The organism is Citrobacter sp. wls710 (assembly GCF_005281115.1).
In the GTDB taxonomy this organism is placed as follows: domain Bacteria; phylum Pseudomonadota; class Gammaproteobacteria; order Enterobacterales; family Enterobacteriaceae; genus Citrobacter; species Citrobacter werkmanii.
In genome coordinates, this window is sequence record NZ_SZXD01000011.1 from 111,149 (window position 1) to 137,335 (window position 26,187).

The following is a 26,187-nucleotide window of genomic DNA, read 5'->3' on the forward strand; positions in this document are numbered from 1 at the left end:
ACCTGGATCATAATTGATACAAAAATGTTAAAAATTTTGAGCTGGCTCGCACAAGCGAGACCTTTTTTAACTTTTGTAATCAGCGCTTTCCGGTGCCAGGTAACGTTCTTCAAAGATATTTGCCGGAACGGGTCGGGCAAACAGGAAGCCTTGCGCCACTTCCACCCCGGCTTGTGATAACCATTCGCGTTGCGCTTCCGTTTCAACGCCTTCGGCGATCATCTGCAAATTGAGGCTGTGTGCCAACTGAATGATAGCGGAGATCATGCTGCAATCTTCGGGCACACCATCGACAAACATCTTATCGATTTTGAGTACATCCACCGGTAGCGACTTCATATGCTGTAGCTGTCGCAGACCCGCATACCCCATGCCAAAGTCGTCCAGCGCGATGCGCACGCCCGCGTTGCGCAGCGGTCGCAAAATGGTCACTGCGGCGTGGGGATCGTCAATATGCCGACTTTCAGTCACTTCCAGAATCAATGTGCCAGGCTTAATGCGATAGCGCGTCAACAATTCCAGCAGATCAGACACCATACTTGGGTGCATCAACTGGAGAGCGGATAAATTCACCGAGAGCGGCAGCATCAGACCGCGTTCCTGCCAGGCTGACAGCTGGCGGCATGTTTCTTCCAGCACCCAATAACCGACTGTCACCATCAGACCACAGGACTCAATTCTGTCGATTAACCCTTCCGGAAGCTCCCAGCTACCGTCCGGCTGCTGCATCCGCAATAATGCTTCTGCGCTCAATACCTTGCCGCTGGACATCTCTACCTGGGGCTGCATCCAGAGCGCAAACTGCTGGTTATCCATAGCAGTTAAAATATCGTTCTCTTGGGTTAAACGCTGCTGCGCCTCTTCCATTTGCAACGGATCAAAGAACTGAATTTGGTTTTTACCTTTATGACGCGACGTTAACACGGCGGACAGGGCGCGGCGATAGAGTTGCTCTGCGGTTAAATCACCATAAAACATCGCCACCCCAATGTTGCAGTTCGGACGTAGTTGAATGCCCTGAATCGGTAACCGCTCATTAACGATAGTGAGTACTTGCTGACCTAGTGTAATAGCATGCCAGGGCTCTTTTACACCATGCGCGATGATGGCAAAGTCATAGCCGCTCACCTGGGTAAGCACCATTCTGGGAGCCAATACGGATTTCAGTTTTTCGACCAGCGTGAGCAGCAGGATTTCTCGCTGAGTTTCGGTTAACACGCCCGCGGTATCACGCAGGGTTTCACAGGTGACAATCATCAGCGCCGTCGTTTGCTGACGCGTCACTACCTGCTCCAGCAATCCCATTAAAAACGATTTGTTGGGCAATTCTGAAACCGGGAAGCGCATCGAATGGTCGCTTTGCTCTTCGCTATGGCGTTTGATGAGTTGCTGATTGAGGTTGTAGCTACGCACCAGCATACCAATCTCATCATCCTGATGCAGACGTGGTAATGCCAGTTGATAGCCAATCAGGTCCTGCTGTTGAATGTCGTTCAACTCACGAGCGATTTTGCGTAATGGATGCACAATCAAACGGTTAATACACCATGAGATGGCTACCGTGAGTATTAACGATAAAAGTAAGTAAATGGTCACTAACGTTGAGAGAGTGCTCATCACAAACTTGTACATGCGGTACGAATCCGCCTGCAGCACCAGATACGCCAGCGGTTGTGGGTTCGCTGAACGCTCAAGTGAATAGACCGGCAGCGAAATTTGCACCGGCAGCTCAAACAGGCGGGTCACCGTAACGGGAACCGGGCGTTCGGGAATAAAGCTCATCCGCAGCGCCTGAAACTGATTGGGGAGCACCACATCAGCGCGGCTGACCACGCCTGCTGGCCGAATACTGCGTAGAACGGCTTCCGCTTCGGGAATATCCCCTTTCAGGATAGTGTCGGAAAGAGGTTCACGGACGGAGCGAGCGATACTTTCCAGTTGTGTAGCCGTGTTATAGCGGTTCTGCTGTACCAGATGGAACAACAAAACGGTGCAAAAAATGAAAACAAACACCATGACAACGGCCGCGACCATTGCCATCTGCTTAATTGTTAACGAGCGACTGACACGCAAACTGACTCTCCACGGATAGACGAAACTGCCGTCAGAGTATACCCGATCGTAGCGGTATTAAGAGAGACGGTATCTGAAAACTTCCCAGCGTGCATTATCGCGACAGGATAGGCACCTGACGACGAGATTTATCTGCATTTAAGCCGAAAAAGGCCGCAAGGTCACCCCTGCGGCCTGGTTCGGGCGCATGTTGCCATCACGGTAGGCAGACGCCCACTAAGAGCATTACTTCCTGTTACGCAGCCAGCTCAGAATCAGGCTGGCAATAATACCAGCGATGATCGGAGCCGCTAAATCGTGCCAGAAGGCCACGCCTAACTGTGCGAGCGTCATATAGCCGCCTGTGTTGCAATGGCAACTGTTCGCGGCTATTCTTAACTTGTCTGGAGTCAAGTTAGCCCCCGTTTTGTTGCCAGGTTTATACCGAACAACGTGCGGGGGTTTTCTCTTTCCAGCAACCGATGCCGCCGGGGATCAAGCCCCCGCAACATTGCGCCTCACCGGGAATTCCCAGCTTGCCGCTGATTCTACGGCAGCCCATTCGCCATATCACCGCGCAATATTCCGCTTTGCGTAGCGCCTCGCATTTCACCCGTTTCTCGCCAGGATGCTGGAAAGATTCTTGCCAGTTGGCAACATTCCTGCCGACCATCAACCCAGGTAAATACATAACTCGTTGATATCTATTAATTCAATTTCTGGCACAGCGATTGCTATTTGAGTGTGAGCTGTTCTGTTCCGAATTAAAGGAGATATCATGTCTGACTGTCGTACTTACGGATTCAACACCCAGATCGTTCACGCGGGGCAACAACCCGACCCTTCAACTGGCGCGCTCAGTACGCCTATTTTCCAGACTTCAACGTTTGTGTTTGACAGCGCCGAACAAGGTGCCGCCCGCTTTGCGCTGGAGGAGTCCGGGTACATTTATACTCGTTTGGGTAACCCCACCACCGATGCGCTGGAGAAAAAGCTGGCGGTGCTGGAAAGAGGTGAAGCTGGACTGGCAACCGCGTCCGGTATTTCTGCCATCACCACAACGCTGCTGACATTGTGCCAGCAGGGTGACCATATCGTTTCCGCCAGCGCAATTTACGGCTGCACCCACGCGTTTCTGTCACACAGCATGCCGAAGTTCGGGATTAACGTCAGCTTTGTCGATGCGGCGAATCCTGAAGAAATTCGCGCCGCCATGCGCCCGGAAACCAAAGTGGTGTATATCGAAACGCCCGCCAACCCGACGCTCTCATTGGTTGATATTGAAACGGTGGCCGGTATTGCCCATCAGCAAGGTGCAGTGTTGGTGGTGGATAACACCTTTATGTCGCCGTACTGTCAGCAGCCTTTGCAACTGGGCGCAGACATCGTGGTGCACAGCGTCACCAAATATATCAACGGTCACGGGGATGTGATTGGCGGCATTATCGTCGGCAAGCAGGAGTTTATCGACCAGGCGCGGTTTGTTGGGTTGAAAGATATCACCGGCGGCTGCATGAGTCCGTTCAACGCCTGGTTGACGCTGCGCGGCGTTAAAACACTGGGCATTCGAATGGAACGTCACTGCGAAAATGCGATGAAAATCGCCCGCTTCCTGGAAGGACATCCGTCCATCACCCACGTTTATTATCCCGGCCTCTCTTCACATCCGCAGTATGAGCTGGGCCAACGGCAGATGAGTCTGCCAGGAGGAATTATTAGCTTCGAAATCGCCGGCGGCCTCGAGGCTGGCAGACGGATGATCAATTCTGTAGAATTGTGCCTCCTCGCGGTCAGTCTCGGTGATACCGAAACCCTCATTCAGCACCCAGCGTCTATGACACATTCGCCCGTTGCGCCAGAGGAACGGCTTAAAGCAGGTATTACCGACGGGCTTATCCGTCTTTCTGTGGGTCTTGAAGATCCAGAAGATATTATTAACGACCTTGAACACGCCATCAGAAAGGCAACATTCTGACCACTACAGCCTGAGCCGACGCCGATCGGTTCAGGCTGTTGGGAATCAAGGCACAACAGTCTGGCTATACGCGCAATCCTTTTCCGGGGAGAGCGTGTATTTTGGGCAGGGGGTTCTATGCAGGACAACACATTACAATTAAGCAACAATACAGCAACCGCCGTACCAATCTCAAAAAAAATACCGTTCACGAAATACGATTTTGGCTGGGTATTACTCTGTATCGGCATGGCAATTGGCGCCGGAACGGTACTGATGCCGGTACAAATTGGCTTAACTGGTATTTGGGTATTTATTGTCGCCTTTATTATTGCTTATCCCGCAACCTATATTGTGCAGGACATTTATTTAAAAACATTATCAGAAAGTGAAACCTGTAATGACTATACCGATATTATAAGTCATTATTTGGGGAAAAACTGGGGCGTATTTCTTGGCGTCATTTACTTCCTGATGATTATTCATGGTATATTTATTTATTCCTTATCCGTAGTATTTGACAGTGCCTCTTATATCAAAACCTTTGGCTTGACCGAGGCCGACCTTTCGCAGTCAATAATCTACAAAGTTGCCATTTTTGCCGTGCTGGTCGCCATTGCTTCCGGGGGAGAAAAGCTGCTGTTCAAAATCTCCGGTCCGATGGTAGTAGTAAAAGTGGGGATCATCATCGTGTTTGGTTTTGCGATGGTCCCGCACTGGAACTTTAGCAATATCAGCGCATTTCCTGAAGCCTCGGTTTTCTTTCGCAACGTGCTGTTGACCATCCCGTTCTGCTTCTTCTCTGCGGTGTTTATACAGGTATTAAACCCAATGAACATCGCTTATCGCAAACGGGTGGCTGACCGGGTACTGGCGACGCGCATGGCGATACGCACGCATCGCATCAGTTACATTACGCTGATTGCGGTTATTCTGTTTTTCTCCTTCTCTTTTACCTTTTCGATTAGCCATGAAGAGGCCGTTTCGGCCTTTGAACAAAATATTTCCGCCCTGGCGTTGGCAGCGCAGGTTATTCCAGGACAAATTATTCATATCACCTCAACGGTACTGAATATCTTCGCCGTATTAACGGCGTTTTTTGGTATTTACCTGGGGTTCCATGAGGCGATTAAGGGTATTATTCTTAACGTCCTGAGTCGTGTCATTGACGTTGAGAAAATTAATCCGTTAGTGCTTACGCTGGGTATTTGCACATTTATTGTGATCACCCTGGTTATTTGGGTGTCGTTCCGCGTATCGGTACTGGTTTTCTTCCAGTTGGGTAGCCCACTGTACGGGATTGTGTCGTGTATTATTCCTTTTTTCCTGATCTATAAAGTAACGCAACTGGAGAAATTGCGCGGCGTTAAAACCTGGCTGATCCTGCTGTACGGAATTCTGCTATGCCTGTCGCCATTATTGAAGCTGATTGAATAACCCGTCTAACGCGCCTAGCTGCGAATTTTATTCAACACCGTCGTATGCGACACCCCCAACGCTTTAGCGATATGCCGCGACGACACATTATCTTCGACCATTTGTTCGATGAGCTGACGCTCAGCACTAAGAACCTGTTCTTTAAAAGGGCGTTCCGTTGGGGCTTGCTCAACCGCGGGTAAATTCACCATTCCCAGTTCGTCCAGGGTAATGACATCCGATTCCGCCATCAGCATCAGACGAATAATGGTATTTTCCAGTTCACGAACGTTTCCCGGCCAGGCGTGATGGTGCAAGGCCGCAAAACAGGCTTTATCCAGGATTATCCGGCGCTGAAATTCCTTCGCGTACTTCTGCACAAAGTGGCGAATAAGCAGAGTGATATCCTGCGGACGCTCCCTTAAAGGAGGAATGGTGAGTGAAAGTACGTTGATGCGATAATAGAGATCGGCACGCAGCAGACGCTGTTCCACCATCTCTTCCAGATTGGCGTTGGTCGCCACAATAATACGTACATTAACCGGTATAATTTGTGCCCCGCCAACGCGACGGATCCCACCATCCTGAAGCACACGCAGTAATTTAGCCTGTAAGCTCAGCGACATTTCACCAAACTCATCGAGAAATAGGGTGCCTTTATCAGCCATTTCAAACAGCCCTTTTTTGCCTTTACAATCTGCGCCGCTAAAGGCCCCTTTCTCATAGCCAAAGAATTCACTCTCCATCAACGACTCAGGTAATGCAGAGCAGTTGACCGGAATAAACGGATAAAACCGCCGCTGCCCGGAATTATGGATAGCCCGGGCCAGTAACTCCTTGCCGGTTCCCGTGTCACCGCGGATCAGAACGGTATATTTGCTGTCGGCAATTCTGATCGCCTTTTCGATAAGCAAGCGCATGCTCTGGCTACTGCAAATAATGTCAGAGAAATAGCGCGGGCGTTCCGGCTCGGACGTTGACAGTTCGCTTATCTCTTCACACAGGTAAGCGACGTTAATAATATCGGCGCGCTGGCTTAAACAGGATTGCACGCAGGAAATATCCTGTAACTGGCGGCACCAGGATTTAATCAGGATCCGTCCCGGCGTGACTTTCATGGAGATGATATTGATATCACAGCAGGAAAACTCCTTCAGGACATCCTCAACCATCGACAGACGATCAATTGTTTTAATATCCCAGCGTATCGTGACCACATTTGCTCCTGATCGTTAGCAACTGCGAAATCGCTATTTCTGTGACAAAAGGGAATCTGACTACATTTTAGACGCTGTGGAATAATGTTCTGCCAGAGGACTCACATTGTGGACGTAAAAACAAAATATAAAAAAACCGGAGCACAAGGCTCCGGTTATTAGGTCATAACCCACGTTTATCGCTGTTGGTTTTCATCCTGGTCAACGGCGAAACAGGCCACCAGCTGACCGCCATAGTCTTTCAACTGCGGCTGAAGCTGGGTACACGGACCAAAGCGGCGGCGGCAACGAGCATTGAACGCACAGCCCGGCGGCGGATTCAGCGGGCTCGGCAGCTCGCCGGTCAGTTTGATACGCTCGCGGCGGTCGTCCGGGTTCAGACGTGGCGTGGCAGAGAGTAGCGCCTGGGTATACGGATGACGCGGATTATTGAAGATCTGATCCTTGGTCCCCTTTTCCACGCAGCGGCCTAAATACATCACCATCACTTCATCGGCAATGTGCTCCACCACCGACAGGTCGTGCGAGATAAAAACGTAGGACAGTCCAAGATCCTGTTGTAAATCCATCATCAGATTCAGTACCTGCGCACGAACCGAAACGTCGAGCGCCGAGACCGGTTCGTCGGCAATCACCACGTCCGGGTCCAGCATCAGACCACGGGCAATCGCGATACGCTGACGCTGGCCGCCGGAGAACATATGCGGGTAACGATCGTAATGCTCCGTTTTCAGCCCGACTTTCGCCATCATCGCCAGCGCTTTTTCACGCCGCTGCTCTTTGCTAAGCGTGGAGTTGATCAGCAACGGCTCTTCCAGAATCTGCCCCACTTTCTTACGCGGATTCAGAGAACCGTACGGGTTCTGGAACACAATCTGGATTTTCTGCCGACGCAACTTCTGCGCCTGCGGGTCGTGCTTGAGCAGATCCTGCCCCTGGTAATACAGCTCACCGCCGGTCGGCACTTCAATCATCGTCAACAGGCGGCCAAGCGTGGATTTTCCACAGCCGGACTCACCTACCACCGCCAGCGTTTTACCGCGCTCGAGGGTAAAGGAGACACCGTCCAGCGCTTTTACCAGGCGTTCCGGGGCGAACATGCCCTTTTTCACCGGGTAGTGCTTTTTCAGATCGATAGCCTGCAACAGCGGCTGTTGCAAGGTGGCCTCATGCGTACTCATAGTGTGGGCCTCCCGGCATCATCAAGTGGGTAGTGGCATTTCGACTGACGACTGCCTTCCAGCAGATTCAGTTCAGGTTCTTCAGCGCGGCATTTGTCGGTTGCATACGGACAGCGCGGGTTCAGCAAACAGCCCGTCGGTCGGTCATATTTACCTGGGACCACACCCGGTAACGAGGCCAGACGCGCTTTATCCTGCGCAAACTCTGGCAACGCGCGTAGCAATGCCTGGGTATACGGATGACGCGGCGCGCGGAAAATATCCTGTGCAGCGCCGGTTTCTACGACTTGCCCGGCGTACATCACGATGATTTTGTGCGCCGCTTCTGCCACCAGCGCCAGGTCGTGGGTAATCAAAACCAGCGCCATATTCTCTTTTTGCTGCAACTCCAGCAGCAGCTCGATGATCTGCGCCTGAATGGTCACGTCCAGCGCCGTCGTCGGTTCGTCGGCAATCAGCAACTTCGGACGACAGGCAATCGCCATCGCGATCATCACGCGCTGGCTCATCCCACCGGACAACTGGTGCGGATACACATCCAGACGCGAAGCCGGATCGGGGATCCCCACCAGCGTCAGCAGGTCAATCGCCCGCTGAACGCGCGTTTTTTTATTGCCGCCCTGATGCACCTTGATGGCTTCCATAATCTGATAGCCGACGGTGTAGCACGGGTTAAGGCTGGTCATCGGATCCTGGAAAATCATCGCCACTTCCGCGCCCACAAGCTGGCGACGCTCTTTCTCAGAGATGCGCTTCAGGTCACGACCGTTAAACTCCAGATTTTCGGCCATCACACGGCCAGGGTAGTCAATCAACCCCATAATCGCCAGCGAACTGACAGACTTACCAGAGCCGGACTCTCCCACAATGCCAACCACTTCACCCTGGTTCACACTGTAGCTAATGCGGTCTACGGCGCGGAATTCGGAGCCTACGTCGCCGAAGTGCACCGATAATTTATCTACATTTAATAACGCCATCTCGAACCTCTTACTGCTTCAGTTTGGGATCGAGCGCGTCACGCAGACCGTCACCCATCAGGTTAAATGCCAGCACCGTCAGCAGGATCGCCAGCCCCGGGAAGGTCACGACCCACCAGGCGCTTTGGGCAAACTGCAGAACGTCAGAGAGCATGGTGCCCCATTCCGGCGTAGGCGGCTGTGCGCCCATCCCCAGAAAGCCGAGGGCAGCCATATCGAGAATAGCGTTAGAGAAACCAAGCGATGCCTGAACAATCAGCGGCGCAAGACAGTTAGGCAGAATATTGACGAACATTTGGCGCATCGCACCGGCTCCCGCCACGCGCGAAGCGGTAACGTAGTCGCGGTTGACTTCCACCAGTACGGCGGCGCGTGTCAGGCGCACATAGTGCGGTAACGCCACGAACGTCAGCGCCAGCGCGGCGTTGCCAATCGAGGGGCCAAATACCGCCACTAGCACCAGCGCCAGTAACAGGCTCGGCAGCGCCAGCATGATATCGACCACGCGCATGATAACGTTATCGATAATCCCGCCAAAGTAGCCGGCGATCAGCCCGAGAATGACCCCCATCAGCAGGGAGAGAACCACGACCAGACAGCCGACCAGCAGCGACAGACGCGCGCCGTACATCAGACGCGAGAGCACATCGCGGCCCACATCGTCAGTACCAAACAGGTGCGCCATCGTGCCGCCTTCCTGCCACGCAGGCGGTGCCAGCAGCGCATCACGGAACTGCTCAGCCGGATTATACGGGGCGAGAACATTCGCAAAGACCGCAATCAGAATCATGATGACAACATAAACCAGCCCGACAACCGCGCCTTTATTGCGCTTGAAATAGTGCCAGAACTCCTGCATCGGGGTCATCGGCACCGGTGCGGCAATAACTTTATTTTCAGTAACCTGTGACATGATGGCCCCTTACTTCTTATGACGAATACGCGGGTTCACCACGCCGTACAGCAGGTCTACCAGCAGGTTGACGAGAATAATCATCGTCGCGACCAGTAGCACCCCGCCCTGTACCACCGGATAATCGCGGCGCTGTAACGCATCGATCAACCAGCGTCCCAGCCCAGGCCATGAGAAAATAGTCTCGGTCAGGATCGCCCCGGCCAGCAACGTACCAACCTGTAGGCCGATAACGGTGACAACGGGCAGCATGGCGTTACGCAAAGCGTGAATGATGATGACGCGCATACGGGTCAGGCCTTTGGCACGGGCGGTACGAATGTAATCTTCACCCAGTACTTCCAGCATTGATGAACGAGTCATACGCACAATTACCGCCAGAGGAATGGTACCCAGCACCATCGCGGGCAGGATCATATGCGCCAGCGCATCAATAAAGTTACCCTCTTCACCCCAGATAGCGGTGTCAATCAGCATAAAACCGGTCAGCGGGTTGGAATCATCAAGGAATACCATGTCGCTCACCCGGCCGGAAACCGGCGTCAGGTTCAACTGCACGGAAACCAGCATGATCAGCATCATGCCCCACCAGAAAATCGGCATCGAGTAACCGGTCAGCGCCAGGCCAACGGCGGTGTGATCGAAAATGGAACCGCGCTTAACGGCGGCAAGCACACCCACCGGAATACCCACTGCGACGGCGAAAATCATCGCGCAGACACCAAGTTCCAGCGTGGCTTTAAAACGAGGCACGAACTCATCCCACACAGGTAAACGACTTTTCAGCGAGATACCTAAATCACCATGCATAACCCCCCAGATATAATGGAGGTACTGCTGCCACATCGGTTTATCCAAACCAAGTTCGGCCAGCAGTTGAGCATGACGCTCAGGGGAGATCCCACGCTCACCCGCCATGATCATTACCGGATCGCCGGGGATCATATGGACGAAGGCAAAAGTGAGAAGAGTGATACCGATAAACGTGGGGATGACGAGTCCCAAACGTCGGAGAATGAACTGCAACATAACCCGGATTCTCTCTAATGACGCACGGCCTGGAACCGTGAGTCTGTATTGCTCACAAATCTTATCCCACGCAAACTGCATCGCGGGTAAAGCATTACGCCGGATGGCGCTGCGCTTATCCGGCCTACACAACACCGGGGCGCAGCGCTTCCTTGATTGCTTTTAATTATTCGACAGAGACGTTTTCGAAGTGATGTTTGCCTAATGGATCAACCACATAGCCTTTAACTTCTTTACGCACTGGCTCGTACACGGTGGAGTGAGCAACAATCAGAGCCGGAGCCTGATCGTGCATAACAACCTGAGCTTGTTTGTACAGTTCGATACGCTTGTTGTGATCGTCGGTGGCACGCGCTGGCTGGATCAAGTCTTCAAACGGCTTGTAGCACCAGCGAGAGTAGTTTGAACCGTCTTTCGCTGCCGCACAGCTGAACAGGGTGGCGAAGAAGTTATCCGGATCCCCGTTGTCACCGGTCCAGCCCATCATAACGGCCTGATGCTCACCCGCTTTGGCGCGTTTCAGATACTCGCCCCACTCGTAGGTCACAATCTTGGCCTGAACGCCAATTTTCGCCCAGTCAGCCTGAACCATCTCCGCCATACGGCGCGCGTTCGGGTTGTACGGACGCTGTACCGGCATTGCCCACAGTTCAACGGTAAAGCCCTTGTCCTGACCGGCTTCTTTCAGCAGCGCTTTCGCTTTCTCAGGATCGTAACTGTAGTCTTTAATGTCATCGTTATAACCCCACATGGTCGGCGGGATCAGGTTCTTCGCAGCTACGCCAGCGCCCTGGTAAACGGCTTTGATGATCGCTTCTTTGTTTACCGCATAAGTCAGCGCCTGACGAACTTTAACGTCATCAAACGGTTTCTTCTCGGTGTTGTAAGAGAGGTAGCCCACGTTCAGACCAGCCTGCTCCATCAGGTTGATGTTTTTATCCTGCTTCATGCGCGCGATGTCTGCCGGGTTCGGATACGGCATCACCTGGCACTCATTCTTCTGCAGTTTGGCGTAACGCACGGAAGCATCAGGCGTAATAGAGAAGACCAGACGGTCGATCTGCGGCTTAGTACCCCAGTAGCCAGGGAAAGCTTTATACAGAATACGGGAGTCTTTCTGGTATTGCTGCAGCTGGAACGGACCGGTACCAATTGGGTTGAGGTCTACTTTCTCCGGGGAACCGGCTTTCAGCATGTTGTCCGCGTATTCTTTAGAAAGAATAGAAGCGAAGTCCATCGCCAGATCGGCCAGGAACGGTGCTTCCGGACGCGTCAGTACGAACTGAACGGTTTTATCATCCACTTTTTTCACTTCGGAGATCAGATCTGGCAGACCCATCCCTTCGAAGTATTCATAACTGCCGCCAGAGACTTTGTGGTACGGGTTCTGGGCATTTTTCTGACGATCGAACGAGAACACCACGTCATCGGCGTTAAAATCGCGCGTCGGTTTGAAATCTTTGTTGTCCTGCCACTTCACGCCCTGGCGCAGGTGGAAGGTGTAGGTTTTACCGTCTTCGCTGATTTCCCACTTCTCAGCAAGGCCCGGGATCACTTCGGTGGTACCGATTTTGAATTCAACCAGGCGGTTATAGATCGGTACGGAGCTGGCATCATAGGTGGTGCCAGAGGTGAAAAGCTGTGGGTTAAAGCCTTCAGGAGATCCTTCTGAACAATAAACCAGAGTTTTAGCCTGTACGCTTGCTGCGACGGTCATGGCCACCAGGCTCAGACCAAGCTTCAGCATCCCTGACTTCTTCAAGGAAATACTCATTCTTCTGCTCCAAATGTGATGTTTGTTGTTTTACCCTTTGCAGTGGGTTTGCACCGCCTGGCCTTTTTTGTTTTTTACCCGGCCGGGTCGGCGTTAAGAGGATGGGGATTCCGTTCACATAAGCGACTGAGTTGCAGTGCGGATTCTCCATGAAATGCCCCTCATGCCCTACAATCTGTCAACAGAATGTGAAAACGTCAATACAGGTAACCGTGATTTACACCAACGGTGAGAATTGACAAACAAAGATTAAAAAAAGTGCAGACGGCTATTTTCAGCAGGGAAATTTGTGCTACGCGCTCTGTGCCAGAATAAACTTCTTAATATTTCGCAACATTTGGTGATTAACATTTATGCAAATTCTTAAAACTTTCTAAATTAATGCTGCATATCTGAGCGATTAATACCATGAACGTTAAAACGCACAGCGGAAAATGCCAGGTTCAGCCATAAGTAGCGCAAAAAAAGTTTCATGCAAATATAAAAAAAGGCAATGGAATATGTCACAGAATCGTTAACAGTCAGTGGGAAGTGGCGCACAATTTTTGTAGGCAAAATGAAGGTCAAAGGTGGGTTTGGAATAACACCATACACGCCGGGATGAAACTAAGCCTGTAGGCCGGATAAGGCACCTGCGACGCCATCCGGCGATGCCTCCCGAATTGCCTGATGGCGCTGCGCTTATCAGGCCTACAAATGCAAAAACCCTGCTCATCGAGCAGGGTTTTGAATTTGGTCGGTGATAGAGGATTACTCGCCACTGCGTGGCTCGCCCTGCGGGCCGTTGCTGACGCAACGTTCTCTCGCTACGCTCGAGTCGAACCTCTTGCCCCCGGAGGTTCTCATCCTCGTCAATTCCGGAAAGCAAAAAGCCAGCCCGAAGGCTGGCTTTTCTAATTTGGTCGGTGATAGAGGATTCGAACCTCCGACCCCTTCGTCCCGAACGAAGTGCGCTACCAGGCTGCGCCAATCACCGAATGCGGGGCGCATCTTACTGCTCAGCAGCGCGCCCGTCAATCCCTTAGCATCAAAATGCCATTTGATCGGCGAGAAAGTCAGCAGCCTTCGTTACTGGGCTGCAACCTTCTTCGCGTCCGGAATACGGCACCAGTTGTTATTCTCGTTGATACCGCCATTTGGCGAGGTATAACCGAGGCAACCTAAAATAGTGTCGTATAGCTCCACATGACGACGCGGCACCTTCATATCAGCTTCTTGCTTCAGATGTGCGAACGCCTTCGCATGGTCGGGATCTTCCAGATACTTGTCAGACATCCACACCAGCATAGGAACGCGGAACTGCTCTGGCGGCGCCATTTTACGCGGCGTCCCGTGCAGGTGCTCACGCTCGTTAATCGACTCACCGTGATCGGCGGCGTAGAACACTATCGCTTTCTTATCGCGCAGCTGATCAAACACTTGCGTAATAAAGTGATCCACATAGGTTACCGAGTTATCGAATGAGTTGATCATCTCAGCTTTTGAGCAGCCGCTATCAACATTGACGCATTCCGGCTTCCACTGTGCATATTCACGGGTGTAGCGCTGCGTATAGTTAAAATGCGAGCCTTTGGTATGCAGAATAATCAGGTGCTTACTACCGTCATCGTTCTGCTGCAGAGACTGCTGCATCTCGGGAATCAACAGCATGTCATCAACGTTTTTGCCACGGTTACGCGGCTCAGCGCCGATCTGCTCACGGTAGGAGATGTTCTCCGCCATGGTATTACTGTAAAACCACATCTCGCTTTGCATTGCGTAAAGGTCTGTCTTGAACCCTAACTGAGTAAGCACGGCAAAAACGTTTTGTTCTTTGAGGGTTCGCTGCGGATTTTCTTCCGCCCCACCTTCACGGACAAACATGCAGCGCAGAGAAAGTTTGGTTGCCGTATCACAGGAATACCCCCGGAACGCGGCCAGATTTTTCTCCTGGGCGAGCCTTGGCGTGGTATTTCGCTCGTAGCCAAAAATCCCCATATGATCCCAGCGGGTGGTTTCGCCGATGATAAACACCACATAGGTGTCGTCGAGGTTCTTCGGCGCAACATAGGTAAACTTTTTGGCCGGGTTCATTAGCGATTTGTTATCTGAAGACTCATCCACCTGCGCCCAGGCGTACAGTCCCAACGCCGAGAGCCAGTTTGACGGCAAATAAGAGTTCGCCACAACCCCCCCATAGCTGGGTAGATCGATGCCGGTTTCCCGTTCAACGCTTCTCTGTTGCATACTCAACAGGCGAATCGGCACCCACACCATCAGACCTGCCAGTAACACCACCGCCACGCTACGCCATCTCATGCCCGGCGTACGAATCTGTCTCATCAGGGTATAGCGGCAGCGGTTACTCCAGATCAACACCAATGGGATAATACTGACCGAAACCAGCCACACGATGAAATGCCAGCCAACCACTTCTTTCGATAAATCAATATCCGTGGTCATGACGGAGGCAATAATACCGTAGCCAATAACCACGTTCAGGAAGGTCATATAATAGCTGGCGCCGGCAGAACACAGCACCACAAAGGTGGCCAGCACACGCCAGGCCCGTCGACCGAATAAAGAGAGAAGCCGTAATAAAAAGAAGGTCACCAGCACAGTGCCGGCTAATTCAACAACCGCAGAGAGTCCTTTCCAGACGGTGAATTCGTGCGCATATCCGCTAAAACGACGGAAAAATACAGCACAGTTCATAAACAAACCGATATAGATTGCCAGCAAGAAACTGAGTTTCTGCTGCGTCATCGACTTAATGTATCTCATGCAAACAAACCCTGGGGATCGGGATAAAAACTCCCTGCGCAGCGGCCAAACAGACTTTACAGGGGAAAAATGCGACAACAGCAGAGGTGAAATATCTACGGGCGCGGGTAAGTAGACCACAGGAGGGAAGAAAAGTGCTTATAGAGAATGCAAATGGCGCATATATTTTTGTAAATATATGCGCCAGGTATTAATCAGACCACTAATAGATTTAGGCGTGCGCCTCGGTATATACGCTACGTTGTGGCTGGCGAATAGTGGTAGAAAGTGCCAGCGAGATGATTAACAGCGCAAAGATAACGCAGAAGGTCACATAGAATCCGCCAAACAGCGAGGCGATAATGGAACCACAAATACTGCCGATACCGAAGCCCAGGTAAATAACCCCGTAGTTTTTAGCCAGGTTATTGAGGCCAAAGAACTCACTCACCAGTGACGGGAACACGGTGATGGTGCCGCCAAAGTTAAATGCCACACAAGCAATTGCCGCAAAGAAAGTAACGTCATTGAGCGGGGCGAAGAGCAGCGCCGCCATACCGACCAGCGAAACTACCTGACCAATGGTGATAACACGAATACGAGAGATTTTGTCGGACAGAATACCCAGAACCAGACGGCCTGACAGGTTAGCGATGGAGATGACGGTCACCGCATTTGCCGCCGTGGCAACATCCATATGCGCCAGGCTCTGCGCAATATCTTTCGCCACGCCAATTACATACAGCCCGCTCATACACGCAGTGAGGAACATCACGGCCAGCATCCAGTACTGTGGTTTACGCATGGACTGCGCCAGGCTGTAGTCGTTCTCGACCACACCATTTTTCGCCTTCACTTCCTGATTCGGCGCATCTTTCATCAGCATGGAGCCAAAAACGATCATCACCAGCACAATTGCGCCCCAGATCATAAAGGTTTTTTCCAGACCCACAGTGCTAAGCAGTTGGCTGTCGATAAATTTAAAACCGAGGCTACCCAGGCCATAAGAGCCGATGGCAAAGGCGGAAATCAGCCCCTTACGCTCAGGGAACCATTTTACGCAGTTGGAAAGGGTTAACAGGTATCCGGCGCCATCCGCCAGACCGACCAGTACACCGGCACTCAGCCACAGCATAATCAGGCTGTCAGAGTGGGCGGTTAAGAAGAAGCCGACGCCCAGTAAGATACCGGAGGCCATGGTGACGCGCTTCACGCCAAAACGTTCTTGCAGCTTCCCGGCGACGGAAGAAGAAATCGCCAGCCCCAGGCTCAGTAAACCAAAGGAAAACGCAACCTGGCTCACCGGTGCGTCAAGTTTAGAAGAGAGCGCGCCGTTAAACAGGCTCCAGGTATAAACAGAACCTAAGGCAAATTGGGTAATGATGGTGCCGATCAGTGTCAGCCAACGGGTACGCTGATAATCAGTAGTTTTCATGGCAGTCTTCCTGCATAAGCAAAATGGGAAATTCTCTGCCAACAACCATACCGAAGCGCCATTTATACCAGGAAAAAACGGCATGAAATGCCGTCAGAACGGAATGAAATGCCTGGATTGCGGAATGAATGACGAGACAAAAAGTTGGGATACTGAATTTTACCGCATGTGTTAGTACACGCTATCGCTGGAAAGCGTGTGGTTGTTGATCTCAATATGTAACTGAGATGTATAAACGATGATTGCTTTCGTTAAAATTTGGCACTTACCCCCATGGTGTACATATAGTCGCTGTTGTTGGTACTGTTTTCTGCCTGAGAAAGTGCGGCGTAAGCCGCCATATGTGGATTCAACAGCATATCTGCGCCGACGGTGACATCCAGCCAGTTACCGTCCTGTCCTGCTGTCGTCATGCGGCTGAGACCCGACTGCGTCTTCCAGATATTCTCGCCAAACTGTTGGTTATAGCTGATTTGCGCCCATGGTCGCACATCACCGAACTGCGAATTGACTCGCCAGCCTAACGTGCTGACGCTGGCATGCCACATCGGATCGGTCGGTGTTATTGAGGTCGCGCTATCACCAAACTCGTTGTAGGTAGACGTGGTCGAGCCGTCATAATGTAAGGCGGCGACCGGTCCGGTTGTTACCTGCCTGGAAAGAGGAAAGTTCCAGCCCATACTCATGCCGCTGGTCGTATCCATCAGCGTCTGATCGGCCAGATTCACCACCGGCCCCGCCACGTTCTGCGTAGAACGAATTCGTTCCTCCAGAATGTCGTTATAACGTGGTTGGTGATCGCTGTCCCATGTATAACGTTCAGCCGTATGCCCTGACATCGCATCAACGATATATTCTTGTTGCCAGCCATATGCTGTATTGATGGACAGCGCACAAACTACGACGCTCGCCAGAGTTAACCTTTGGCGACCACTACTGTTTCTTATAATCATCAACGCGACTCCAGAAAAGAGCCGAATTCGGCGATATTATTGTCATTGTGTGTAGGAAATCGGGGCCATCAGGCCCTGTATTAAATATTGTCTTTTTAGCTGGCGCGTCAAGGCGGGCCGAATGAAATTTTTACGCCAGTAAAAACAGCGAGGAAGAATATGCAGCGTTGCGGATGGGTCAGCCAGGACCCACTTTACATTGCCTATCACGACAAGGAATGGGGCGTCCCCGAAACCGATGGCAAGAAGCTGTTCGAAATGATCTGCCTGGAAGGCCAGCAGGCGGGATTATCATGGATCACCGTACTGAAGAAACGGGAAAATTATCGCCACGCCTTCCACCATTTTGATCCGGAAAAAGTGGCAGCCATGACCGAAGAGGATGTGGAAAGGCTGGTACAGGATGCCGGCATTATTCGCCATCGCGGAAAAATTCAGGCCATTATCGGTAACGCTCGCGCATTTCTGGCCATGGCGCAAAACGGTGAATCGTTTAGCGAGTTCGTCTGGTCATTTGTTGATAACCAACCGCAAGTGACCCGCGCCGCCAACCTGAGCGATATCCCCACCTCAACACCTGCGTCAGATGCTCTGTCTAAGGCGTTAAAAAAACGCGGGTTTAAGTTTGTCGGCACCACCATCTGCTACTCCTTTATGCAGGCCTGTGGTCTGGTCAACGACCATATCACCAGTTGCATCTGTTACCCAGGGGCACAACATGATTCGTGAATCTAAAGCTGACGATCTGCCGTCAATTCTGGCGCTGTGGATGGAAAGCACGATCCATGCCCATCCGTTTATCGACGAACGCTACTGGCGCGAAAGTGAACCCATCGTGCGTGATGTATACCTGCCCGCCGCGCAAACCTGGGTGTGGGAAGAAGAAGGTGTACTCAAAGGCTTTGTCAGCGTGATTGACGAACGCTTCCTTGGCGCGTTGTTTGTCGCGCCAGCGGCCATCAGAAGCGGAATTGGTACAGCGCTGGTGCAGCATGTGCAGCAGCGCTTTTCTCTACTCAGCCTGGAGGTCTACCAGAAGAATCAGTCAGCGGTAAACTTCTACCATGCGCTGGGTTTTCGCATTGAAGACGGCGCATGGCAGGAAGAAACTCACCACCCCACGTGGATTATGGGCTGGCAGGCGGATCAAACGCCGTAAGCGTCAGGGCGGGTCCATTGTATTTTTCGATCCACGCCAGGGCAGTGTTGCCCGCGCAGCCATTCCCCAGCTTCGAGCTGGGGAGATCTTTGGTCAGCACGTTGACGGCACCATTTTTACAAATACCACCGGCAGTGAGATCCAAATCAGGCCAGGCGCCTTCATGAATGCAAATGACGCCAGGTTTGATCCCTGTCGTCACGACAGCACCCGCCAGAACGTGCCCACGCGCGTTCCACACCCTCACCGTGTCGCCATCCTTAATACCACGTGCGTTGGCGTCCTGCGGATGGATCGTAACGGGCTCACGATCCGCCACCGCATACTGCTCACGCAACGCACTGTAATTCAACTGGCTGTGCAAACGGTGCGCCGGATGGGCGGAAAGCAGCTGTAACTGACCCGGCTCGGCGTTACCAAACCACTCATCAGGTTCCAGCCACATCGGGTGTCCAGCACAATCCGCATAGCCGTAACCAGCAATCTTCGCGGAGTAGATTTCAATTTTTCCGCTGTCCGTTTTCAGCGGATGCGCCTGTGGATCGCGGCGAAAATCCGCAAACCGGATAAAGTGCGCGCTGGCGGGGTTTTCCGGCATTTCAATCAGGGTGTTCCGCTGCCAAAACTCGGTGAAGGACGGCAGTGTGACCTGCTGGCTGGCCCCGCGCTGCCCGGCGATATTGTAAAAGGTCTCCAGCCACGCCAGCTCGCTTTTACCTTCGGTGAATCGTTCATAGCCGCCCCTTTCCCAGCGCTCACTCAGCTCGGCAAAGACATCAAAATCATTGCGCGCCTCATGCTGCGGCGGCACAACCTGCTTCATCGGCACCAGGTGCTGGTTGCTGTAATCACCCGTCATGGTGAGATCGTTGCGCTCAAACGAGGTGGTCGCCGGTAATACGATATCGGCATGCTTCGCGGCGGCGGTCCAGAAACACTCCGAGATAACCACCAGCTCCGGTTTTTGCCAGGCACGAATCAGACGGTTGGTGTCCTGGTGATGTGTAAAGTTGGCCCCGCCGGCCCACCACAACATGCGGATATCCGGGAAATGTCGGTCCATTCCGTTGTGCTGGTAAAAGCCTCCGGGGTTCTCCAGCGCTTCGACAATTCGCGCCACCGGGATTTTATCCACCGCATCGGTACCGCCTTTCACGCTGCCCTGCATCGAAGCCAATACTGCGGCGCGACGCGTTGGATTCCCACCGTTGGCAAAATGATACGACAGCCCAAAGCCTCCGCCTGGCGTGCCGATTTGCCCGAGCATGGCGGCCAGGGTGACAATCATCCAGTGTTTTTGTTCGCCATACTGCTGGCGCTGCATTCCCCATCCGGCCATCAGCATGGTGGTATTTTGGTGAAATATCGCCGCCAGTTCGCGTATTTTTGCCGCAGTTATCCCACAAATTTCAGCAGCCCACTCTGCCGTTTTTGCGACATTGTCAGTTTTACCCAGCAGATAGTCGGCAAACCGCTCATAACCAGTGGTACAACGGGCGAGAAAGTCTTCGTCGTGCCAGCCATTTTCCACCAGCGTATGCGCGATGCCCAGCATCAGCGCCACGTCGGTACCCATATGCGGGGCGATCCATTCCATCTTATCGCCAAAGAAATCCACGCTTTCCGATCGCATCGGATCGATACAGATCAAACGTTTGCCGCTATCACGCAATGCCTCAAAGTAAGCGAGACCCTGTTCGTCGGAAGCATTCCAGGCAATCTTCAGGGTATTCAGCGGATTGGCGCTCCATAACACCAACACATCGCTGTGTTCCAACACGACGGGCCAGCTGGTCTGCTGCTGGTAAACTTCGTTGCCGCCCACCACGTACGGCATGATGGCCTGCGCGGCGCCCGTGGAGTAATCCCCCAAATGCCCGGTATAACCGCCCGCCAGTGCCATATAACGCTGTAACAGGGTCGCGGCTTTGTGTAACACCCCGTTGGAACGCCAGCCGTAAGACCCGGCAAAAATCGAGGCCGGGCTATAGCTGTCACGGATACGTTTATGCTGCGTATGGATAAGCGTCAGCGCGTCATCCCAACTGACGCGAACAAACTCATCCTGCCCGCGCACGCCCTGTGGGCTTTCCGGCGAGGCGAGGAAGCCTTTACGTACCATCGGAAAACGTACCCGCGTTTTACTGTGTACCTGGTCACGCACCACGGTTTGCAAAGAGTTGGGATGAGTGGTGGGCAACGCGCCACGGGAGGAGAAAACGGTCTCGCCATCGGTTTCGACGAGAATAGGTCCCCAGTGGGCAGCGGTTAACACCGAGTAGTGTGCGGGTGAATTAGCCAAGATGGCGCTCCTGAATACGATGTAGCGGCTTATTTATTCTGCCGTTCAATGTTACTTACAAATTTCAGAGTCTTCCCTGGAATTTTCTTCATGTTCACACGTCATAATCAACCGCCACCGTCGCTGTGGCAAAGAAGAATAAGTCATTAAGGAATTGAGATGAAGAAACGTGTTTTTGTTATTGCTGCCATCGTGAGCGGCGCCCTGGCGGTTTCTGGCTGCACAACAAACCCTTACACCGGCGAGCGCGAAGCGGGTAAATCCGGTATTGGCGCAGGCATTGGCTCTCTGGTCGGCGCGGGTATTGGCGCACTCTCTTCTTCGAAGAAAGATCGTGGCAAGGGCGCACTGATTGGCGCAGCAGCTGGCGCGGCTGTTGGCGGTGGTATCGGCTATTACATGGACGTGCAGGAAGCAAAACTGCGCGAAAAAATGCAGGGAACTGGCGTCAGCGTGACGCGTAGTGGCGATAACATCATTCTGAACATGCCAAACAACGTCACCTTCGACAGCAGCAGTGCCAACCTGAAACCTGCCGGGGCTAACACCCTGACCGGCGTGGCCATGGTCCTGAAAGAGTACAATAAAACCGCGGTTAACGTGCTGGGCTTCACCGACAGCACCGGCAGCCAGGATCTGAATATGCGCCTGTCACAGCAGCGCGCGGACTCCGTCGCCAGCGCCTTGATCACTCAAGGCGTCGCCGCTAACCGTATCCGCACTCAGGGTATGGGTCCGGCAAATCCAATCGCCAGCAACAGCACGGCGGAAGGTAAAGCGCAGAACCGCCGCGTAGAGATTACCTTAAGCCCGATCCAGTAACGTTTTGAGCCGGAGACAGGCTGCGCCCGATCCGGCATGAAGCACTTGCCATCGTTGATTTTCGCGTTAAGGTGTTGTCACCAAATTCAGGGAAATCAGCGATGAGCAAATCAACACGGGCAACCATCAGCGATGTGGCGAAGGCCGCAAAAACCGGCAAGACCAGCATTTCACGCTACCTCAACGGTGAAAAGCACCTGCTATCCGACGCGCTGCTGGCCCGCATTGAACAAGCCATTGCCGATCTCGACTACCGACCCAGCCTGATGGCACGCGGCCTGAAACACGGTCGCACCCGCCTGATTGGCCTGATCATCGCAGATATTACCAACCCCTACTCCGTCAACGTATTAAGCGGAATTGAAGCCGCCTGTCGCGATAAAGGCTTTACCCCGCTGGTATGTAACACCAACAACGAAGTGGATCAGGAGTTGCACTATCTTGACCTGTTGCGCAGTTACCAGGTCGAAGGGATTGTAGTCAACGCCGTTGGGATGCGCGAAGAGGGGCTGAATCGCCTGCAACAGTCTGCGCTGCCGATGGTACTGATTGATCGTAAAATTCCTGATTTCGCCTGCGATATGGTCGGGCTGGATAACACCCAGGCCGCAACGGTTGCCACAGAACACCTGCTTGAACAAGGCTTTGAAGCCATTCTGTTTCTCAGCGAACCACTCGGCATGGTGAATACCCGCCGCGAACGTCTGAGCGCCTTTCGCGCCACGCTCGCACGCTATCCCGGCGTTATCGCGCAAAATGCCGAAGTTCCGCTAACGGACAATGCGCAACTGGATGACACGCTGCGCCAGTTCCACCAGCAGCATCGAGGCATGCGCAAAGCCGTTATCTCCGCCAACGGTGCCCTTACGCTACAGGTTGCCCGCGCCCTGAAGCGCATTGGCCTCAACTGGGGCAGCGATATCGGGCTACTTGGTTTTGACGAGCTGGAATGGGCCGAGCTGGCGGGTGTCGGTATTACCACGCTGAAACAACCCACATGGCAGATTGGCTACACCGCTGTGGAACAGGTTGTACGCCGGATCGATGGCGGCTCTGACGCCATTCAGGAACAGGTTTTCTCTGGTGAACTGATCGTGCGCGGCTCTACCGCCCGCTAAATTTCCTTCGTGATGGTGATCATAAATTCGACATCCCAGGCTTTCCTTTGGAACCGGTTCCATCTAGCGTTATAGCAAGAACGCTGGTTATGGAGTTTCCATGAAAAGAAAAATTATGGTGGTCACCGCCGCCTACGGCTATGAGCAGGTCCGCGCTGCGGGTGGACAAACCGCCATGCTGCCCATCATTGCTGAAGCCGGTGCTGACGGCGTCGAAATTCGCCGCGAGATGCTAACTGACGCCGAACTCACCACGCTGTCAACGATGGCCTCAGCGATCGAAATCTTCGGCCTGCTGGCCTGTTATTCAGCGCCTGAGCCGCTGTTCCTTGAGGACGGTAACCTCAACCCCCGTCTTCCGGCGCTATTTGCGGAAGCGCAGACCCTGCAAGCGCTGTGGTTAAAAGTCTCCCTTGGTCATTTTTCCCATACCGAACAGTTCGACGTTTTACGCGAATGGCTGGATAACAGCGGGATGGAGCTGGTTGTCGAAAACGATCAGACCGCCTGCGGACGCCTGCAGCCAATGCAGCACTTTAACGAAGCCTGCCAGACGCAAAACCTGCCGATATCGCTGACCTTCGATATGGGCAACTGGCTGTGGGTTGGCGACTCCCCGGAAGAGGCGGCGAAAAACCTGGCGCCAACCGTGGGATACATCCATGTCAAAGCCGCGGTTACACATCGCGACAGCTACCGTGCAGTGCCGCCTGATGCAGCCGATCCGCGCTGGCTGGCGCTGTTAAAAACGCTGCCTGACGATGTTCCGCGCGGCATCGAGTTTCCCCTGGAAGGACAGGATTTAACGGCGTTTCCCCGCCATTACGTCGAGCAGCTACGCGAGGAGTAACGCATGAAGAATTCACTGGATGTGGTCACTATAGGTGAAGCGATGGCGATGTTTGTCGCCACGCAAACCGGCGACCTGGCGGATGTAGAGCAGTTTATCAAGCGCGTTGCAGGCGCTGAACTCAACGTGGCGACCGGTCTTGCTCGTTTGGGTCTGAATGTAGGCTGGGTAAGCCGCGTAGGTAACGACAGTTTTGGCCGTTTTATTATTAAGTCGCTGGAAAAAGAAGGGATTGATGCGCAGGGAGTCACTCAGGACGAGCGCTTCGCTACCGGCTTTCAGCTTAAATCTAAGGTCGAAAATGGAACCGATCCCATTGTGGAATACTTCCGCAAAGGTTCCGCAGCCAGCCATCTCAGTATTGAGGATTACCACGAGGACTATTTTGCCAGCGCGCGTCACTTGCACCTGAGCGGCGTGGCAGCCGCGCTTTCCGCCAGTTCCTATGAACTTCTGGCGCATACCGCCCGCGCCATGAAAGCTCAGGGGAAAACCATCTCGTTTGACCCGAATTTGCGTCCGGTGCTGTGGAAAAGCGAAGCCGAGATGGTGGAAAAACTGAACCGGCTGGCATTCCAGGCTGACTGGGTTTTGCCTGGTCTAAAAGAGGGAATGATTCTCACCGGACAACAAACACCTGAAGCCATCGCCGACTTTTATCTGCGCCATGGTGTGAAGGCAGTCATTATCAAAACCGGGGCAGATGGCGCCTGGTACAAAACTGCCAGCGGCGAGCATGGCTGCGTCGCACCGGTAAAAGTCGACAACGTGGTTGATACGGTCGGCGCAGGCGATGGCTTTGCCGTGGGCGTGATCAGCGCTCTGCTGGAAGGCCGTTCGCTGCATCAGGCAGTGACCCGCGGCAATAAAATTGGCGCACTGGCCATTCAGGTTCAGGGCGACAGCGAAGGATTACCCACACGTGAACAATTAGGGGAATAAATCCCCGGCCACCGCTGTACCCTACATACAGAGGCGGCGTATCAGCATAACCAGAGGGCAGTCTATGAATAGCTCAACCAATGCAGCAAAACGCTGGTGGTACATCATGCCAATCGTGTTTATCACGTATAGCCTGGCGTACCTTGACCGCGCGAACTTCAGCTTCGCCTCCGCCGCAGGCATTAACGAGGATCTCGGCATTACCAAAGGGATCTCCTCTCTGCTGGGCGCTCTGTTTTTCCTTGGCTATTTCTTCTTCCAGATCCCGGGCGCAATTTACGCCGAGCGCCGCAGCGTACGAAAACTGATTTTCGTCTGCCTGATCCTGTGGGGGGCTTGTGCCTCGTTAACTGGGATGGTCAGCAATATTCCGATGCTGGCCGCTATCCGCTTTATTCTTGGCGTCGTTGAAGCTGCCGTGATGCCCGCAATGCTAATTTATATCAGCAACTGGTTTACGAAATCCGAGCGTTCACGCGCTAACACCTTCTTAATCCTCGGTAACCCGGTTACTGTTTTATGGATGTCCGTCGTTTCCGGTTATCTCATTCAGGCGCTGGGCTGGCGGGAAATGTTCATCATCGAGGGCTTCCCGGCCATCATCTGGGCGTTCTGCTGGTGGGTACTGGTAAAAGACAAACCGTCTCAGGTCGGCTGGCTGTCGGAATCCGAAAAAGCTGCGCTTCAGGCCCAACTGGAACAAGAGCAACAAGGGATCAAAGCCGTGCGTAACTACGGTGAGGCTTTCCGCTCACGTAACGTCATCCTGCTGTGTATGCAGTATTTCGCCTGGAGTATTGGCGTCTACGGGTTTGTGCTGTGGCTGCCGTCCATTATTCGCAACGGCGGCGCAAATCTGGGGATGGTGGAAGTTGGCTGGCTGTCATCCGTACCGTATCTGGCGGCGACGGCAGCGATGATTCTCGTCTCCTGGGCCTCTGATAAACTGCAAAATCGTAAGCTGTTTGTCTGGCCGCTGTTACTGATTGCCGCTTTCGCCTTTATCGGCTCCTGGGCTGTTGGCGCAGATCACTTCTGGCTGTCCTACACGCTGTTGGTTATCGCGGGCGCGGCAATGTATGCCCCATATGGTCCCTTCTTCGCCATCATCCCGGAAATGCTGCCACGCAACGTCGCCGGAGGTGCAATGGCGTTGATTAACAGCATGGGCGCGCTGGGCTCATTCTTTGGTTCCTGGTTTGTCGGCTACCTCAATGGCGCAACCGGCAGCCCATCCGCCTCGTACATTTTTATGGGGGTAGCGCTTTTTGCCTCAGTATGGCTAACTTTAATTGTTAAGCCTGCTAATAATTCCCAAATTCCGGTTGGCGCACGCCACGCTTAAATT

General features: G+C 53.0%; 23 protein-coding genes, 1 tRNA gene and 1 other RNA gene. 9 read left to right on the forward strand and 16 right to left on the reverse strand.

Going from position 1 to position 26,187, the window contains the following annotated elements:
• Nucleotides 1-66: 66 nt before the first annotated feature.
• From hmsP to FDX14_RS04770, 3 genes are all read right to left on the reverse strand, one after another.
• On the reverse strand, nt 67-2,073 hold the full coding sequence (gene hmsP, locus FDX14_RS04760; RefSeq protein ID WP_072014793.1) for a biofilm formation regulator HmsP: 2,007 nt from the start codon (nt 2,071-2,073) through the stop codon (nt 67-69).
• A 225-nt stretch (nt 2,074-2,298) separates the two neighbouring features.
• A complete protein-coding gene (locus FDX14_RS04765; protein WP_042311730.1) occupies nt 2,299-2,406 on the reverse strand; it encodes a type I toxin-antitoxin system toxin Ldr family protein in 108 nt (35 codons plus the stop codon).
• Nucleotides 2,407-2,491: 85 nt separating this feature from the next.
• Nucleotides 2,492-2,725, reverse strand: coding sequence for a hypothetical protein (locus FDX14_RS04770; protein ID WP_137349099.1), 234 nt, complete (start codon nt 2,723-2,725; stop codon nt 2,492-2,494).
• A gap of 105 nt (nt 2,726-2,830) precedes the next feature.
• On the opposite strand from FDX14_RS04770, the gene megL reads away from it, so the two are divergent.
• Both megL and FDX14_RS04780 read left to right on the forward strand, forming a co-directional pair.
• The gene (megL, locus tag FDX14_RS04775) at nt 2,831-4,027 is read left to right on the forward strand and encodes a methionine gamma-lyase (RefSeq protein ID WP_061380953.1); all 1,197 of its coding nucleotides are present in this window, start codon (nt 2,831-2,833) and stop codon (nt 4,025-4,027) included.
• A gap of 117 nt (nt 4,028-4,144) precedes the next feature.
• A complete protein-coding gene (locus FDX14_RS04780) occupies nt 4,145-5,443 on the forward strand; it encodes an aromatic amino acid transport family protein (protein WP_042311726.1) in 1,299 nt (432 codons plus the stop codon).
• A gap of 14 nt (nt 5,444-5,457) precedes the next feature.
• Here the strand turns inward: FDX14_RS04780 and FDX14_RS04785 are convergent, their stop codons facing one another.
• From FDX14_RS04785 to FDX14_RS04840, 12 genes are all read right to left on the reverse strand, one after another.
• Nucleotides 5,458-6,639 (reverse strand): sigma-54 interaction domain-containing protein, encoded by a 1,182-nt coding sequence (locus tag FDX14_RS04785; RefSeq protein ID WP_137349100.1) that lies wholly within the window; start codon nt 6,637-6,639, stop codon nt 5,458-5,460.
• A 176-nt stretch (nt 6,640-6,815) separates the two neighbouring features.
• Nucleotides 6,816-7,820: a dipeptide ABC transporter ATP-binding subunit DppF gene (gene dppF, locus FDX14_RS04790; protein ID WP_137349101.1), complete on the reverse strand. Its 1,005-nt coding sequence runs from the start codon at nt 7,818-7,820 to the stop codon at nt 6,816-6,818.
• Nucleotides 7,817-8,800 (reverse strand): dipeptide ABC transporter ATP-binding protein, encoded by a 984-nt coding sequence (gene dppD, locus FDX14_RS04795; RefSeq protein WP_137349102.1) that lies wholly within the window; start codon nt 8,798-8,800, stop codon nt 7,817-7,819. Before dppD ends, dppF begins: the two co-directional genes overlap by 4 nt.
• A 10-nt stretch (nt 8,801-8,810) precedes the next feature.
• The gene (dppC, locus tag FDX14_RS04800) at nt 8,811-9,713 is read right to left on the reverse strand and encodes a dipeptide ABC transporter permease DppC (RefSeq protein ID WP_042311715.1); all 903 of its coding nucleotides are present in this window, start codon (nt 9,711-9,713) and stop codon (nt 8,811-8,813) included.
• 9 nt (nt 9,714-9,722) lie between these two features.
• Complete coding sequence (gene dppB, locus FDX14_RS04805) at nt 9,723-10,742, reverse strand: dipeptide ABC transporter permease DppB (RefSeq protein WP_032940634.1); 1,020 nt, start codon at nt 10,740-10,742, stop codon at nt 9,723-9,725.
• A gap of 166 nt (nt 10,743-10,908) precedes the next feature.
• Nucleotides 10,909-12,516 (reverse strand): dipeptide ABC transporter periplasmic-binding protein DppA, encoded by a 1,608-nt coding sequence (dppA, locus tag FDX14_RS04815; protein WP_038635147.1) that lies wholly within the window; start codon nt 12,514-12,516, stop codon nt 10,909-10,911.
• Nucleotides 12,431-12,667, reverse strand: a complete 237-nt coding sequence (locus FDX14_RS25130) for a hypothetical protein (RefSeq protein ID WP_162267364.1) — start codon at nt 12,665-12,667, stop codon at nt 12,431-12,433. The genes dppA and FDX14_RS25130 overlap by 86 nt, the downstream gene beginning before the upstream one ends.
• A gap of 582 nt (nt 12,668-13,249) precedes the next feature.
• Nucleotides 13,250-13,383, reverse strand: a non-coding RNA gene (locus tag FDX14_RS04820) — RtT sRNA.
• Nucleotides 13,384-13,415: 32 nt separating this feature from the next.
• Nucleotides 13,416-13,492, reverse strand: a tRNA-Pro gene (locus tag FDX14_RS04825).
• A 92-nt stretch (nt 13,493-13,584) separates the two neighbouring features.
• Nucleotides 13,585-15,279, reverse strand: a complete 1,695-nt coding sequence (gene eptB, locus FDX14_RS04830; RefSeq protein WP_042311709.1) for a kdo(2)-lipid A phosphoethanolamine 7''-transferase — start codon at nt 15,277-15,279, stop codon at nt 13,585-13,587.
• 211 nt (nt 15,280-15,490) lie between these two features.
• Entirely contained in the window at nt 15,491-16,693 is a 1,203-nt protein-coding gene (locus FDX14_RS04835; protein WP_042311707.1) for an L-lactate MFS transporter, read from the reverse strand.
• Between the two features lie 251 nt (nt 16,694-16,944).
• Nucleotides 16,945-17,646: an autotransporter outer membrane beta-barrel domain-containing protein gene (locus FDX14_RS04840; RefSeq protein ID WP_042311705.1), complete on the reverse strand. Its 702-nt coding sequence runs from the start codon at nt 17,644-17,646 to the stop codon at nt 16,945-16,947.
• Nucleotides 17,647-17,805: 159 nt separating this feature from the next.
• Between FDX14_RS04840 and tag the strand changes: the two genes are divergently transcribed.
• A complete protein-coding gene (tag, locus tag FDX14_RS04845) occupies nt 17,806-18,375 on the forward strand; it encodes a DNA-3-methyladenine glycosylase I (protein ID WP_137349103.1) in 570 nt (189 codons plus the stop codon).
• Entirely contained in the window at nt 18,365-18,805 is a 441-nt protein-coding gene (locus FDX14_RS04850; protein WP_042311700.1) for an N-acetyltransferase, read from the forward strand. The genes tag and FDX14_RS04850 overlap by 11 nt, the downstream gene beginning before the upstream one ends.
• On the opposite strand, the gene FDX14_RS04855 is transcribed toward FDX14_RS04850, so the two are convergent.
• On the reverse strand, nt 18,774-21,107 hold the full coding sequence (locus FDX14_RS04855; protein ID WP_137349104.1) for a molybdopterin guanine dinucleotide-containing S/N-oxide reductase: 2,334 nt from the start codon (nt 21,105-21,107) through the stop codon (nt 18,774-18,776). The genes FDX14_RS04850 and FDX14_RS04855 overlap by 32 nt on opposite strands.
• A 159-nt stretch (nt 21,108-21,266) precedes the next feature.
• Between FDX14_RS04855 and FDX14_RS04860 the strand changes: the two genes are divergently transcribed.
• From FDX14_RS04860 to FDX14_RS04880, 5 genes are all read left to right on the forward strand, one after another.
• Nucleotides 21,267-21,929, forward strand: coding sequence for an OmpA family lipoprotein (locus FDX14_RS04860; protein WP_003827397.1), 663 nt, complete (start codon nt 21,267-21,269; stop codon nt 21,927-21,929).
• Nucleotides 21,930-22,030: 101 nt separating this feature from the next.
• Nucleotides 22,031-23,047 carry a LacI family DNA-binding transcriptional regulator gene (locus FDX14_RS04865; RefSeq protein WP_061380947.1) on the forward strand — a complete coding sequence of 339 codons (1,017 nt, stop codon included), beginning with the start codon at nt 22,031-22,033 and terminating at the stop codon, nt 23,045-23,047.
• A gap of 100 nt (nt 23,048-23,147) precedes the next feature.
• Nucleotides 23,148-23,897, forward strand: coding sequence for a sugar phosphate isomerase/epimerase family protein (locus FDX14_RS04870; RefSeq protein WP_137349105.1), 750 nt, complete (start codon nt 23,148-23,150; stop codon nt 23,895-23,897).
• 3 nt (nt 23,898-23,900) lie between these two features.
• Complete coding sequence (locus tag FDX14_RS04875; protein ID WP_079225842.1) at nt 23,901-24,839, forward strand: sugar kinase; 939 nt, start codon at nt 23,901-23,903, stop codon at nt 24,837-24,839.
• A gap of 64 nt (nt 24,840-24,903) precedes the next feature.
• A complete protein-coding gene (locus FDX14_RS04880) occupies nt 24,904-26,184 on the forward strand; it encodes an MFS transporter (RefSeq protein ID WP_042311692.1) in 1,281 nt (426 codons plus the stop codon).
• Nucleotides 26,185-26,187: the final 3 nt, after the last annotated feature.